The sequence below is a fragment of the Pantoea sp. UYEF8 genome (assembly GCF_040546285.1).
Lineage (GTDB): Bacteria > Pseudomonadota > Gammaproteobacteria > Enterobacterales > Enterobacteriaceae > Pantoea > Pantoea brenneri.
Genome location: NZ_JBEPNM010000005.1, coordinates 234,010 through 246,580, shown reverse-complemented (window position 1 = coordinate 246,580; position 12,571 = coordinate 234,010). Strand labels below are relative to the sequence as shown.

At 52.0% G+C, this 12,571-nt stretch carries 24 protein-coding genes; 1 reads left to right on the top strand and 23 read right to left on the bottom strand.

Going from position 1 to position 12,571, the window contains the following annotated elements; translation table 11 throughout:
* Positions 1–3: 3 nt before the first annotated feature.
* The 20 genes from rplF to rpsJ all read right to left on the bottom strand — a co-directional run bounded on the left by rplF (position 4) and on the right by rpsJ (position 9,188).
* Positions 4–537, bottom strand: a complete 534-nt coding sequence (gene rplF, locus ABIB18_RS12650) for a 50S ribosomal protein L6 (protein ID WP_003850161.1) — start codon at positions 535–537, stop codon at positions 4–6.
* A gap of 12 nt (positions 538–549) precedes the next feature.
* Positions 550–942 carry a 30S ribosomal protein S8 gene (rpsH, locus tag ABIB18_RS12645; protein WP_031376675.1) on the bottom strand — a complete coding sequence of 131 codons (393 nt, stop codon included), beginning with the start codon at positions 940–942 and terminating at the stop codon, positions 550–552.
* A gap of 32 nt (positions 943–974) precedes the next feature.
* Positions 975–1,280, bottom strand: coding sequence for a 30S ribosomal protein S14 (gene rpsN / locus ABIB18_RS12640; protein WP_010618564.1), 306 nt, complete (start codon positions 1,278–1,280; stop codon positions 975–977).
* A gap of 14 nt (positions 1,281–1,294) precedes the next feature.
* The gene (gene rplE / locus ABIB18_RS12635) at positions 1,295–1,834 is read right to left on the bottom strand and encodes a 50S ribosomal protein L5 (protein WP_031376676.1); all 540 of its coding nucleotides are present in this window, start codon (positions 1,832–1,834) and stop codon (positions 1,295–1,297) included.
* A 14-nt stretch (positions 1,835–1,848) separates the two neighbouring features.
* On the bottom strand, positions 1,849–2,163 hold the full coding sequence (rplX, locus tag ABIB18_RS12630; protein WP_003850150.1) for a 50S ribosomal protein L24: 315 nt from the start codon (positions 2,161–2,163) through the stop codon (positions 1,849–1,851).
* A 10-nt stretch (positions 2,164–2,173) separates the two neighbouring features.
* Entirely contained in the window at positions 2,174–2,545 is a 372-nt protein-coding gene (gene rplN, locus ABIB18_RS12625; RefSeq protein ID WP_006120590.1) for a 50S ribosomal protein L14, read from the bottom strand.
* A 324-nt stretch (positions 2,546–2,869) separates the two neighbouring features.
* Complete coding sequence (locus ABIB18_RS12620; protein WP_354474218.1) at positions 2,870–3,253, bottom strand: amidohydrolase family protein; 384 nt, start codon at positions 3,251–3,253, stop codon at positions 2,870–2,872.
* A gap of 57 nt (positions 3,254–3,310) precedes the next feature.
* A complete protein-coding gene (locus tag ABIB18_RS12615) occupies positions 3,311–3,454 on the bottom strand; it encodes a hypothetical protein (protein WP_354474217.1) in 144 nt (47 codons plus the stop codon).
* A gap of 204 nt (positions 3,455–3,658) precedes the next feature.
* On the bottom strand, positions 3,659–3,832 hold the full coding sequence (locus ABIB18_RS12610) for a hypothetical protein (RefSeq protein ID WP_236566377.1): 174 nt from the start codon (positions 3,830–3,832) through the stop codon (positions 3,659–3,661).
* Positions 3,833–4,235: 403 nt separating this feature from the next.
* A complete protein-coding gene (gene rpsQ, locus ABIB18_RS12605; RefSeq protein ID WP_003850147.1) occupies positions 4,236–4,490 on the bottom strand; it encodes a 30S ribosomal protein S17 in 255 nt (84 codons plus the stop codon).
* Positions 4,490–4,681, bottom strand: coding sequence for a 50S ribosomal protein L29 (gene rpmC, locus ABIB18_RS12600; RefSeq protein WP_003850146.1), 192 nt, complete (start codon positions 4,679–4,681; stop codon positions 4,490–4,492). Before rpmC ends, rpsQ begins: the two co-directional genes overlap by 1 nt.
* The gene (gene rplP / locus ABIB18_RS12595) at positions 4,681–5,091 is read right to left on the bottom strand and encodes a 50S ribosomal protein L16 (protein WP_008927134.1); all 411 of its coding nucleotides are present in this window, start codon (positions 5,089–5,091) and stop codon (positions 4,681–4,683) included. The genes rpmC and rplP overlap by 1 nt, the downstream gene beginning before the upstream one ends.
* A 12-nt stretch (positions 5,092–5,103) precedes the next feature.
* Complete coding sequence (gene rpsC, locus ABIB18_RS12590; protein WP_009087585.1) at positions 5,104–5,802, bottom strand: 30S ribosomal protein S3; 699 nt, start codon at positions 5,800–5,802, stop codon at positions 5,104–5,106.
* Positions 5,803–5,819: 17 nt separating this feature from the next.
* A complete protein-coding gene (rplV, locus tag ABIB18_RS12585; protein ID WP_046289651.1) occupies positions 5,820–6,152 on the bottom strand; it encodes a 50S ribosomal protein L22 in 333 nt (110 codons plus the stop codon).
* 13 nt (positions 6,153–6,165) lie between these two features.
* On the bottom strand, positions 6,166–6,444 hold the full coding sequence (rpsS, locus tag ABIB18_RS12580) for a 30S ribosomal protein S19 (protein ID WP_001138115.1): 279 nt from the start codon (positions 6,442–6,444) through the stop codon (positions 6,166–6,168).
* Between the two features lie 16 nt (positions 6,445–6,460).
* Positions 6,461–7,282, bottom strand: coding sequence for a 50S ribosomal protein L2 (rplB, locus tag ABIB18_RS12575; RefSeq protein WP_031377829.1), 822 nt, complete (start codon positions 7,280–7,282; stop codon positions 6,461–6,463).
* Between the two features lie 17 nt (positions 7,283–7,299).
* Complete coding sequence (gene rplW / locus ABIB18_RS12570; protein WP_031377828.1) at positions 7,300–7,602, bottom strand: 50S ribosomal protein L23; 303 nt, start codon at positions 7,600–7,602, stop codon at positions 7,300–7,302.
* Positions 7,599–8,204: a 50S ribosomal protein L4 gene (gene rplD / locus ABIB18_RS12565; protein ID WP_003850711.1), complete on the bottom strand. Its 606-nt coding sequence runs from the start codon at positions 8,202–8,204 to the stop codon at positions 7,599–7,601. Before rplD ends, rplW begins: the two co-directional genes overlap by 4 nt.
* A gap of 10 nt (positions 8,205–8,214) precedes the next feature.
* Complete coding sequence (gene rplC, locus ABIB18_RS12560; protein WP_003850712.1) at positions 8,215–8,844, bottom strand: 50S ribosomal protein L3; 630 nt, start codon at positions 8,842–8,844, stop codon at positions 8,215–8,217.
* A 32-nt stretch (positions 8,845–8,876) separates the two neighbouring features.
* Complete coding sequence (gene rpsJ, locus ABIB18_RS12555) at positions 8,877–9,188, bottom strand: 30S ribosomal protein S10 (protein ID WP_001181005.1); 312 nt, start codon at positions 9,186–9,188, stop codon at positions 8,877–8,879.
* A 401-nt stretch (positions 9,189–9,589) separates the two neighbouring features.
* Between rpsJ and ABIB18_RS12550 the strand changes: the two genes are divergently transcribed.
* A complete protein-coding gene (locus ABIB18_RS12550) occupies positions 9,590–10,366 on the top strand; it encodes a prepilin peptidase (RefSeq protein ID WP_502922712.1) in 777 nt (258 codons plus the stop codon).
* Here ABIB18_RS12550 and bfr read toward each other — a convergent pair.
* The 3 genes from bfr to tuf form a co-directional block, all read right to left on the bottom strand.
* Positions 10,353–10,826 carry a bacterioferritin gene (bfr, locus tag ABIB18_RS12545; RefSeq protein WP_031377826.1) on the bottom strand — a complete coding sequence of 158 codons (474 nt, stop codon included), beginning with the start codon at positions 10,824–10,826 and terminating at the stop codon, positions 10,353–10,355. The genes ABIB18_RS12550 and bfr overlap by 14 nt on opposite strands.
* A gap of 128 nt (positions 10,827–10,954) precedes the next feature.
* Positions 10,955–11,149 (bottom strand): bacterioferritin-associated ferredoxin, encoded by a 195-nt coding sequence (gene bfd / locus ABIB18_RS12540; RefSeq protein ID WP_072051058.1) that lies wholly within the window; start codon positions 11,147–11,149, stop codon positions 10,955–10,957.
* Between the two features lie 174 nt (positions 11,150–11,323).
* Positions 11,324–12,508 carry an elongation factor Tu gene (tuf, locus tag ABIB18_RS12535; RefSeq protein ID WP_105099977.1) on the bottom strand — a complete coding sequence of 395 codons (1,185 nt, stop codon included), beginning with the start codon at positions 12,506–12,508 and terminating at the stop codon, positions 11,324–11,326.
* Positions 12,509–12,571: the final 63 nt, after the last annotated feature.

Genomic DNA, 12,571 nt, shown 5'->3' with positions numbered 1-12,571 from the left:
ACCTTACTTCTTCTTAGCCTCTTTGGTACGCACGACTTCGTCGGCGTAACGGACACCCTTGCCTTTATAAGGCTCAGGACGACGGTAGGCGCGCAAGTCAGCTGCAACCTGGCCGATCAGCTGTTTATCAGCGCCTTTCAGCACGATTTCAGTCTGAGTCGGACACTCTGCAGTGATACCCGCGGGCAGCTGGTGATCGACTGGATGAGAAAAGCCCAGAGACAGGTTTACCACGTCGCCTTTAACGGCTGCACGATAACCTACACCAACCAGCTGCAGCTTCTTAGTGAAGCCTTCGGTAACACCGATAACCATTGCGTTCAGCAGCGCGCGAGAAGTACCCGCCTGCGCCCAGCCGTCAACGAAACCTTCGCGCGGAGCGAAAGTCAGAGCGTTGTCAGCATGCTTAACTTCAACAGCATCATTGATAGTACGAGTCAGCTCGCCGTTTTTACCTTTAATCGAAATTACCTGACCGTTGAGTTTTACCTCTACGCCGGCAGGAACAACGACAGGTGCTTTAGCAACACGAGACATAGTATCCTCCGATTACGCTACGTAGCAGATAATTTCGCCACCAAGACCTGCCTGGCGCGCTGCACGATCAGTCATGACACCTTTAGATGTAGAAACTACAGCGATGCCCATACCAGCCATTACCTTTGGCAGCTCATCTTTTTTCTTATAGATGCGCAGACCAGGACGGCTTACTCGCTGAATGCTTTCCACAACCGCTTTGCCCTGGAAATACTTAAGAGTCAGTTCCAGTTCCAGCTTGGTGTCGCCTTCGATTTTGAAATCTTCAATATATCCTTCTTCCTTCAGAACGTTGGCAATTGCCAATTTCAGCTTGGAGGAAGGCATGGTGACCGCAACTTTGTTCGCGGCCTGACCGTTACGGATACGGGTCAGCATATCCGCGATCGGATCTTGCATGCTCATCTGTGTTACTCCCGTGATTCAATTGGTGACAATTACCAGCTAGCCTTCTTCAGGCCCGGGATTTCACCGCGCATGGCGGCTTCGCGGACCTTGATACGGCTCAACCCAAACTTCCGCAGGAAACCGTGCGGACGACCTGTTTGACGGCAGCGGTTACGCTGACGTGAAGGGCTGGAATCACGCGGCAGACTCTGCAGCTTCAGAACGGCATTCCAACGATCTTCGTCGGAAGCGTTCACATCAGAAATGATCGCTTTCAGTTCAGCGCGTTTTGCGAAGAATTTGTCTGCTAATTTCACACGCTTAACTTCGCGTGCTTTCATAGATTGCTTAGCCATTAAGTAACCCTACCTTACTTACGGAACGGGAAGTCAAAGGCAGCCAGCAGAGCACGGCCTTCATCATCAGATTTCGCAGTAGTGGTAATGGTAATATCCAAACCACGAACGCGATCGACTTTGTCGTAGTCGATTTCTGGGAAGATGATCTGCTCACGTACACCCATGCTGTAGTTGCCACGACCATCGAATGACTTAGCGGACAAGCCACGGAAGTCACGGATACGTGGAACAGCAATGGTGATCAGACGCTCAAAGAACTCCCACATGCGTTCGCCACGCAGAGTTACTTTACAGCCGATCGGATAGCCCTGACGGATTTTGAAGCCTGCAACTGATTTGCGTGCTTTGGTGACCAGCGGTTTTTGACCGGAGATTGCTGCCAGGTCAGCTGCTGCGTTATCCAGCAGTTTCTTGTCAGCGATCGCTTCACCAACACCCATGTTCAGGGTGATCTTCTCGACCCGAGGGACTTGCATGACAGAATTGTAGCCAAACTCTGTCATGAGTTTCTGGACTACTTCGTCTTTGTAGTAATCATGCAGTTTCGCCATCGTACTACTCCAAATTACTTGATAGTTTCGCTGTTAGACTTGAAGAAACGGACTTTTTTGCCGTCTTCGAATCTAAAGCCTACACGGTCAGCCTTACCAGTTGCCGCATTGAACAGTGCAACGTTAGAAACCTGAATTGCAGCTTCTTTTTCAACGATGCCACCTGGTTGGTTCAGAGCCGGAACCGGCTTCTGATGTTTCTTCACCAGGTTGATACCTTCAACGATGACCTTACCAGAAGACAGGACATTCTTAACTTTACCGCGCTTACCTTTATCTTTACCGGTTAACACGATAACTTCGTCGTTACGACGGATTTTAGCTGCCATTGTTCGCTCCTTAGAGTACTTCTGGTGCCAGAGAGATAATTTTCATGAACTTTTCAGTACGAAGTTCACGAGTTACCGGCCCAAAAATACGCGTACCGATAGGCTGCTCACTGTTATTGTTTAAAATAACGCATGCATTACCATCGAAGCGAATGACAGAACCGTCCGGGCGACGAACACCCTTCCTGGTGCGCACCACTACCGCCTTCAGGACATCACCTTTTTTGACTTTACCACGAGGAATTGCTTCCTTGATGGTAACTTTGATGATGTCACCGACGCCTGCGTAGCGACGGTGCGAGCCACCCAGAACCTTGATACACATTACGCGACGTGCACCGGAGTTGTCGGCGACGTTCAGCATAGTCTGTTCTTGGATCATTTTAGTGCTCCGCTAATGTCAACTACTACTTCGGGACCTAAACCTCAGGTCGTTAGAAAGCCCCATAATTGAGGGCGCGGCATTGTAACACCGGTTCTCACAGATGGGTAGAAAAAATAAACGGCTCTCAATCGAGCCGCTGATTTTCCCTGATGACAGGGAGGGCGTATTCTAGGGAATAGTGCGAACAGTAGCAAATGTAATCTGCCTTATTTTTCGTCGCTTCTGTAATAAAGTGTCCGATTGGCCCCTTTCACCCGTTTAGTGGCCAGTTGGTTATGCTGGCGCGGCGGTGCTGGCAGTTTAATTCCGCTCAGTTGACCGTTACGTACCCTGAGCTGTTGATGCTGTTGTATGCCGCCGGCCCCGAATCAGAGAACATCTGCAGCGAAACCGATCGTGCCCTGCCCCGTCCAGCCCTACCCGGCCCAGGTCAAAAACCGCCAGTTCGGCCATCATGCCGGGAGCAATTATTGCCTCATCATCACGTTTAAGCACTTTCCCGCCTCTCAGCATTGCCAGTTCAGGCACCTGACGCGCCGTCAGCGCATCGGGACCCAACCCCAGCCGTTGCAGCAGCATCGCCTGACGCGCTTCTGATGTCATGTCTGCGCTGACATTAGAGGCAGAGCCCTCGACGCCAAACCCGACGGGGACAACGGCGTCGCACATATGGCGCAACGGGGCGATACCCGAGTCAGGCAGCATGCTGGCGCAGGGACAATACGCGCTACTCGTCCCGCTATCGGCGAACAGCTCAATGCCTTAGGGAGCCAGCTTAACGTGGTGTGCATGCCAGACGTCAGGATCTACCCAGCCGAGGACCTCCAGGTACTGTGCCAGCACCATATTGAATTTCTCTCGGCAATAACGGATATCGTTACCATTTTCCGCCAGATGAGTATGCACTGAGACACCGTACTGACGGCCAGCGCGGCAGACAGCTTTATCAACTCACGACTGACAGAAACTGGCGAACATGGCGCCTCCACCGCATCATCCCATGACAGGCGTCGCGTTAACGCGCTATTCCCCGTTAGGTAGCGGTTAACATCGTCGCCTCATCCTCCACCAGACTGTCGGGCGTCAGGCCACCGCGCGGCTGCCCCACACTCACACTGCCGCCACTGGCATGGAAATTATTCCCTTTACGGTGGCCGCCTCAATGCGTTCATCAAGCTGGTAGTCGTTGGGATCGTGATACCGATGATCGCTGGTGGTGGTACAGCCCGTTAGCATCAACTCTTCCATCGATATCTGGGTTGAGATGTGTAACCTGTCTGGCATCGGATCCTGCCACAGCGGATAACGTTGCATCAGTCAGTAGAACAGCGCACCGTTTACACCACGGAGTGGTACACATAACGGCGTTCTTTGCATGCTATCACCGGCGGGTTACCCCTGAGGGGCAGATGTTGATAGCGGCAGGCCAATCGTCAGCAGCGCAGCTTGCAGCGACGGTGCCGGGCGAGGTTTTGGCTTCTCTTCACGACTCGTGCGCTAGCCACATGTAACCCGCCTTTTCCAGCCCGCAGTTGTTAAACCACCCTGACCAAACGCCACAGCCAGTCCACCGCACAGCTGATCCTCATCGAGGATGTGCCGTTGATGTAAGGATCGCTATCCGCTCCACAGGCAAAAAAAAACCCCCTGCCGAAGCAGAGGGTTTTCTCAGAAAAAACCATTCTTATTACAGAACAGCTTTCTCAATTACGCGAACCAGGGTCCAGGATTTAGTCTTGGACAGTGGACGGCATTCGCGGATTTCTACCACGTCGCCAATTCCACATTCATTGTTCTCGTCATGGATGTGCAGCTTAGTCGTACGTTTGATGAATTTGCCGTAGATCGGGTGTTTCACGAAACGTTCGATAGCAACAACTGCAGATTTCTGCATTTTGTCACTTACTACACGACCCTGCAGAGTACGGATTTTATCGGTCATTACGAACCCGCCTTCTCAGTCAGTAAAGTCTTAACGCGTGCAACATCACGGCGCACTTGCTTCAGCAGATGGGTCTGCTGCAGTTGGCCAGATGCTGCCTGCATGCGCAGGTTAAATTGCTCACGCAGCAGATTAAGCAGCTCAGTGTTCAGCTCTTCAACGCTTTTTTCACGCAGCTCTGTTGCTTTCATTACATCACCGTCTTAGTTACAAAGGTGGTTTTGATAGGCAGTTTTGCTGCTGCCAGCTTGAATGCTTCACGGGCCAGCTCTTCTGGTACGCCGTCCATTTCATACAGGACTTTACCAGGCTGGATCAGGGCAACCCAATACTCCACGTTACCCTTACCTTTACCCATACGCACTTCCAGCGGCTTCTCGGTGATCGGTTTGTCCGGGAATACTCGGATCCAGATCTTACCTTGACGCTTAACTGCACGGGTCATAGCACGACGTGCTGCTTCGATCTGACGAGCAGTCAGACGACCACGGCCAACAGCTTTCAGACCGAAAGTACCGAAGCTGACATCCGTACCCGCAGCCAGACCGCGGTTACGGCCTTTGTGCACTTTACGGAATTTCGTACGCTTTGGTTGTAACATCAGCGACTCTCCTTACTTACGGCCTTTACGCTGCTGCTTTTTAGGTTGAGCAGCCGGTTCCGGTTGTTCAACAGCAGCCATACCACCCAGGATCTCACCTTTGAAGATCCATACCTTAACGCCGATTACACCATAAGTGGTGTGGGCTTCAGAGGTGTTGTAGTCAATGTCAGCACGCAGAGTGTGCAACGGCACGCGACCTTCACGATACCATTCGGTACGTGCGATCTCGGCGCCGCCCAGACGGCCGCTAACTTCAACTTTAATCCCCTTCGCGCCCAGACGCATGGCGTTCTGAACCGCACGCTTCATAGCACGACGGAACATCACACGACGCTCCAGCTGTGAAGTGATGCTGTCAGCTACCAGTTTCGCGTCCAGTTCCGGCTTACGGACTTCAGCGATATTAATCTGTGCAGGAACGCCAGCGATGTTCGCGACGACCGTGCGCAGTTTTTCTACGTCTTCACCTTTCTTACCGATCACGATGCCCGGACGAGCAGTGTGAATAGTCACACGGATGCTCTTCGCTGGACGCTCGATAACGATACGAGATACAGACGCTTTAGCCAGTTCTTTTGTCAGGAACTGACGTACTTTAAAGTCGCTGTCCAGGTTGTCAGCGAATTCTTTGGTGTTCGCAAACCAGGTAGAGTTCCATGGTTTTACAATACCCAGGCGAATACCATTAGGATGTACTTTCTGACCCATTGCTAGTCTCCAGAGTCTCAGCGATCGGACACAACCACAGTAATGTGGCTGGTGCGCTTCAGGATGCGATCTGCACGACCTTTGGCACGCGGCATAATGCGTTTCATGGTCGGACCTTCATCTACGAAAATTTTCGTGATTTTCAGATCGTCGATATCAGCGCCATCGTTGTGTTCGGCGTTAGCAATGGCAGATTCCAGGACTTTCTTAACCAGTACAGCCGCTTTCTTGTTGGTGTAGGTTAAAATATCCAGAGCCTGCGACACTTTCTTACCGCGAATCAGGTCCGCCACCAGGCGTACCTTCTGAGCAGAAGAACGAGCATGGCGATGTTGAGCAATAGTTTCCATCTCTTCCTCCTACTTATTTCTTCTTGGCTTTTTTATCAGCCGCGTGACCGCGATAAGTACGTGTCGGCGCGAATTCACCCAGTTTGTGACCAACCATTTCGTCGGAAACAAAGACAGGAACGTGCTGACGACCATTATGGACAGCGATGGTCAAACCGATCATGTTAGGAAAGATCGTTGAACGACGGGACCAAGTGCGCAAAGGCTTCTTGTCACCGCTTTCCACCGCTTTCTCTACCTTCTTCAGCAAGTGCAGGTCAATAAAAGGACCTTTCTTGAGAGAACGTGGCATGGCTTATCCTCTAATATTATTTGCTACGGCGACGTACGATAAATTTATCAGTACGCTTGTTGCTACGGGTCTTCTTACCTTTGGTCTGAACGCCCCACGGAGTTACCGGGTGCTTACCAAAGTTACGACCTTCACCACCACCGTGCGGGTGATCAACTGGGTTCATCGCGGTACCACGAACGGTCGGACGAACACCACGCCAACGGGCTGCACCAGCTTTACCCAGAACGCGCAGCATATGCTCAGCGTTGCCGACTTCGCCCAGCGTTGCGCGGCAGTCAGATTCGACTTTACGCATTTCACCAGAACGCAGACGCAGGGTAACGTAAGAACCTTCACGCGCAACGATCTGCACGTAAGCACCGGCTGAGCGAGCAATCTGACCGCCTTTGCCTGGTTTCATTTCTACGTTATGCACGGTAGAACCCACCGGGATGTTACGCATCGGCAGAGTGTTACCTGCTTTGATCGCAGCATCAACGCCAGATTGGATCTGGTCGCCGGCTTTCAGGCCTTTAGGGGCCAGGATATAACGGCGCTCGCCGTCTTTGTACAGAACCAGTGCGATGTTCGCAGAGCGGTTCGGATCGTACTCAAGACGTTCAACAACTGCCGGGATACCATCTTTGTTGCGTTTGAAATCAACCAGACGGTAAGCCTGCTTATGACCACCACCGATGTGACGGGTAGTGATGCGACCGTTGTTGTTGCGGCCACCGGATTTGCTGTTTTTTTCCAGCAATGGAGCAAACGGCTTGCCCTTGTGCAGCTCTGGGTTCACCACTTTTACGACGTGGCGACGACCCGGAGATGTCGGTTTACATTTAACAACTGCCATTGTCTTTCTCCTCCGACTTACTCAGCGCCGCCGACGAAGTCCAGATTCTGGCCTTCCTTCAGGGTGACGTAAGCTTTTTTCCAGTCGCTACGACGACCGATACGCTGTCCGTGACGCTTAACTTTACCCTTAACTACCAGGGTGTTTACGTCTTTCACTTCTACTTCGAACAGTTTCTCAACAGCAGCAACGATCTCTGCTTTGGTCGCGTCATTAGCTACTTTGAGTACGATGGTATTGGTTTTTTCCATCGCGCTAGATGCCTTTTCAGATACGTGCGGCGCGCGCAGTACTTTCAGCAGACGTTCTTCACGGATCATGCCAGCATCTCCTCAACTTGCTTAACTGCATCAGCAGTCATAACGACTTTGTCGAAGGCGATCAGGCTAACTGGGTCGATACCTGATGCATCACGCACGTCAACCTTGTACAGGTTACGCGCAGCCAGGAACAGATTCTCATCCAGTTCGCCAGTGATGATCAGCACGTCTTCCAGCGCCATGTCTTTCAGTTTCTGTACCAGCAGCTTGGTTTTCGGTGCTTCTACAGCGAATGATTCGACAACGATCAGACGATCTTGACGTACCAGTTCGGACAGGATGCTTTTCAGCGCGCCGCGGTACATCTTTTTGTTAACTTTTTGACTGTGGTCCTGCGGCTTCGCAGCAAAGGTCACGCCACCTGAACGCCAGATTGGGCTCTTTACAGAACCTGCACGCGCACGGCCGGTGCCTTTTTGACGCCATGGCTTTTTGCCTGAACCGGTTACTTCTGCACGCGTTTTCTGCGCACGAGTACCCTGGCGGGCGCCAGATGCGTAAGCAACAACAACCTGGTGAACCAGCGCTTCGTTGAAATCACGACCGAAGGTAGTTTCGGAAACAGTCAGCGCGCTCTGCGCGTCTTTCAATACTAATTCCATTGCTATCCCCTTACGCCTTCACAGCTGGTTTAACGATCAGGTCGCTACCGGTTGCACCCGGGACAGCACCTTTAACCAGCAGCAGGTTGCGCTCAGCGTCAACACGTACTACGTCCAGACTCTGAACGGTTACGCGCTCATTACCCAGCTGACCTGCCATTTTCTTGCCTTTGAACACTTTGCCCGGAGTCTGGTTCTGACCGATTGAACCCGGAACGCGGTGAGACAAGGAGTTACCGTGAGTCGCGTCCTGGGTACGGAAGTTCCAGCGCTTAACGGTACCGGCGAAACCTTTACCTTTAGAGGTACCGGTTACGTCAACTTTTTTAACTTCAGCGAAAATCTCAACGCTGATGCTCTGACCTACAGAGTATTCTTCACCTTCAGCGGTGCGGAATTCCCACAGGCCACGGCCAGCTTCAACGCCAGCTTTAGCAAAATGACCAGCTTCAGGTTTGGTCACACGGTTTGCTTTTTTAGCACCGGTGGTAACCTGAATTGCCTGGTAACCATCGTTTTCCAGGCCTTTGACCTGAGTAACGCGGTTCGCTTCAACTTCGATTACGGTGACGGGGATAGAAACGCCATCTTCAGTGAAGATGCGGGTCATGCCCACTTTTTTACCGACTAAACCAATCATTGTTTCAACCTCTCAATCGCTCGATGACCTGATTAACCCAGGCTGATCTGCACGTCAACACCGGCAGCCAGATCCAGACGCATCAGAGCATCAACGGTTTTTTCAGTTGGCTCAACGATGTCTACCAGACGCTTGTGAGTGCGGATTTCGTACTGATCACGCGCATCTTTGTTAACGTGCGGAGAGATCAGAACGGTAAAGCGCTCTTTGCGGGTTGGCAGCGGGATCGGACCACGAACCTGCGCACCAGTGCGCTTGGCGGTCTCAACGATTTCCGCGGTTGATTGATCGATCAGACGATGATCAAACGCTTTAAGACGGATACGGATTCTTTGGTTCTGCATGAGACCAGAGCTCCAAACTTTTTATAGACGAAAAAAATTACTACTCGAGCCCATTACGATTGATGGGAGAGTGTAATCGTTCAGCATATAACTCCCCAATTGGGAGTATTGTCAGGCGGCCTAAAATTCTGCCGTCTGCGATTCTGCTCGAATCGCGCCTGCAATATCTGCAGGCCCGCGCATTATACGTAAATCTGCTCAGGAAGCAACCCGTGTTGTCGTTTTAACCGGGTTTGTCGTCTGTGCTTTTCAGATCTGCCTCGCACTGCCCTGCTATCCTGCGGTCGGGTCGGCCACTTTTGCTGTGCGCTGCTTTCCGGCCCAGGCATTTCTATCATGACAGGCAATCTGGTTATGGGCAGAGTCAGCTCAGACCCGTTGCTGAATCAGGAGCCCTGACCGTGCCGCATTACTTCATGATCGATGTTGTCATTTTTATTGTCGCCAGCGCTCTGGGTAGTTTTATCGCTCTGGTCTGTCAGCGCTTCTCTCCGACTGATTCGTCCGCCGAGTGGTTCCATTCACTCTGCGTCCCCGGCTCGCAATGTGAGCACTGTCAGCGCCCCTTGTTATGGCGCGATCGTTTACCGCTGATTAGCTGGCCAGCCTTACGCGGTAAATGTCGCGTCTGCCGCCACCCCTTTAGTCCGCACAGCCTGGTTGTCGAAACACTGGTAGCGCTGCTGTGCCTGCTGGCGTTTAATACCTTTGAGCAGATAACCGACAGCCTGTTCATTATTGCCAGCTCGTGTCTGCTGCTCGTGCTGGCCGCGATTGACCGCCGGCATTTCTGTCTTCCGGACCCGCTCAACTATATGCTGCTCTGGCTCGGCTTAACCCATGCACTGACCACAGGATCGGCAACGGCCGCAGTCATCGGTGGCCTGGCGGGCTACAGCACGCTATGGCTGCTGGGATGGGGGTATCGGCTAGCCCGGGGCATTGATGGGCTGGGATATGGCGACATGAAGCTGTTTGCGGCGCTGGGAACCTGTTGTGGCTGGCAGGCACTTCCCTGGATTGCAGTAGGGGCAACCTCTCTGGCGTTAGGGACGGTACTGGTCGGGCGGTGGCGAGGGTCAACAGAGAGAGGTAACAGCCCGCTGCCGTTTGGCCCATTCCTGGCCATTGCGGGCTGGATGATGATGGTGTTGCAGACGCGGTTTACTCTTCTTTGATCTGCGCCTGCAGGTAATTCTGAATACCCATTTTGCGGATAAGCTCAAGTTCGGTTTCAATCCAGTCGATGTGATGCTCTTCATCCGCCAGGATTTCAATCATCATGTCCCGACTGACGTAGTCATGGACTTTGTCTGCGTAGGCAATCGCCTCACGCAAATCTTTTGCGCCTTCCAGCTCCAGGTTGAGATCGGAACCCAGCATCTCTTCGACATCTTCACCAATGCGCAGCCGGCCTAAATCCTGCAGATTGGGAATACCCTCCAGAAACAGAATGCGTTCAATGTACTTGTCGGCATGCTTCATCTCATCGATTGATTCATGGTATTCGACATCGTTGAGGCGGATCAGCCCCCAGTTTTTGAACATGCGCGCATGCAAAAAATACTGGTTGACGGCAACCAGCTCATTTCCAAGCAGTTTATTGAGATGACTAATAACTTTTATATCGCCCTTCATTGTTAACCCTCCGCGTCCGGTTTATTAGAGCGTAGATGCGGTTAAAAAGAAGTCAAAAAAACGCGACAAATAATGTGGTTATTAGTACGCAGCACAGAGTGCATGACAATCAGTCATGTGCTTTATGCTCAGGCTATCTCTTTATACAGCGGGGCATGTTGCATCTCTGAATCCATGATTTCACGCGCGGCACGAATACACTTACCACACTGCTTTCCAACCGGGACAAACTGCCGAAGCTGCTGGATAGATCGGGGCTGATAGCGGCGAACGACTTCACGAAGGGTTTTATCACTTATGGCATTACACAGGCAGACGTACATTGACTCATCACTCTGGTACATTTTCTGCACATAGTGTAAATGCGAATCGTTTTTATTTCAAACCCAGCCTTTGTAGGGATATCCCCTTTTCCGACCGGCAAAAAAAAAGAGCACCGAAGTGCTCTTTTTACTCTGTTGCAGTGGCCGTTTGCACGACCACAGCAGGTATCACAATTAAGCGATAACTTTAGCAACAACACCCGCGCCAACGGTACGGCCGCCTTCGCGGATTGCGAAGCGCAGACCTTCGTCCATTGCGATTGGGTGGATCAGGGTAACAACCATTTTGATGTTGTCGCCTGGCATTACCATCTCAACGCCTTCTGGCAGCTCAACTGAGCCCGTTACGTCAGTAGTACGGAAGTAGAACTGAGGACGGTAGCCTTTGAAGAACGGAGTATGACGGCCGCCTTCGTCTTTAGACAGAACGTAAACTTCTGACTCGAACTGGGTGTGTGGCTTGATGCTGCCTGGCTTAGCCAGAACCTGACCACGCTGGATGTCTTCACGCTTGATACCGCGCAGCAGAACACCACAGTTTTCGCCTGCCTGACCCTGGTCCAGCAGCTTACGGAACATCTCAACACCGGTACAGGTTGATTTCGCAGTATCTTTGATACCCACGATTTCAACTTCGTCGCCGACTTTAACGATGCCGCGCTCAACACGACCGGTAACAACAGTACCACGGCCAGAGATTGAGAATACGTCTTCGATTGGCAGCAGGAACGGCATGTCGATCGCACGCTGTGGCTCTGGAATGTAGTTATCCAGGTGCTCAGCCAGTTCGATGATTTTCGCTTCCCACTCAGCTTCGCCTTCCAGCGCTTTCAGAGCAGAACCACGAACGATTGGAGTGTCGTCGCCTGGGAAGTCATATGCTGACAGCAGGTCACGAACTTCCATCTCAACCAGTTCCAGCAGCTCTTCATCATCAACCATGTCGCACTTGTTCAGGAACACGATGATGTAAGGAACGCCAACCTGACGACCCAGCAGGATGTGCTCACGGGTCTGTGGCATTGGGCCATCAGTCGCAGCAACAACCAGGATCGCGCCGTCCATCTGCGCAGCACCGGTGATCATGTTTTTCACATAGTCGGCGTGGCCTGGGCAGTCAACGTGTGCATAGTGACGAGTCGGGGTTTCATACTCAACGTGTGAAGTGTTGATGGTGATACCACGTGCTTTCTCTTCTGGTGCGTTATCGATCTGATCGAATGCACGCGCCTGGCCGCCGTAAGTTTTAGACAGTACGGTGGTGATAGCTGCAGTCAGGGTGGTTTTACCGTGGTCGACGTGACCGATGGTGCCCACGTTTACGTGCAGTTTGTTACGCTGAAATTGCTCTTTCGCCATGGCGATAATTCCTTACGTTGTGCCTTCACCGTCTCGGTGAAGGCATCAGTTCAAATTTAAACC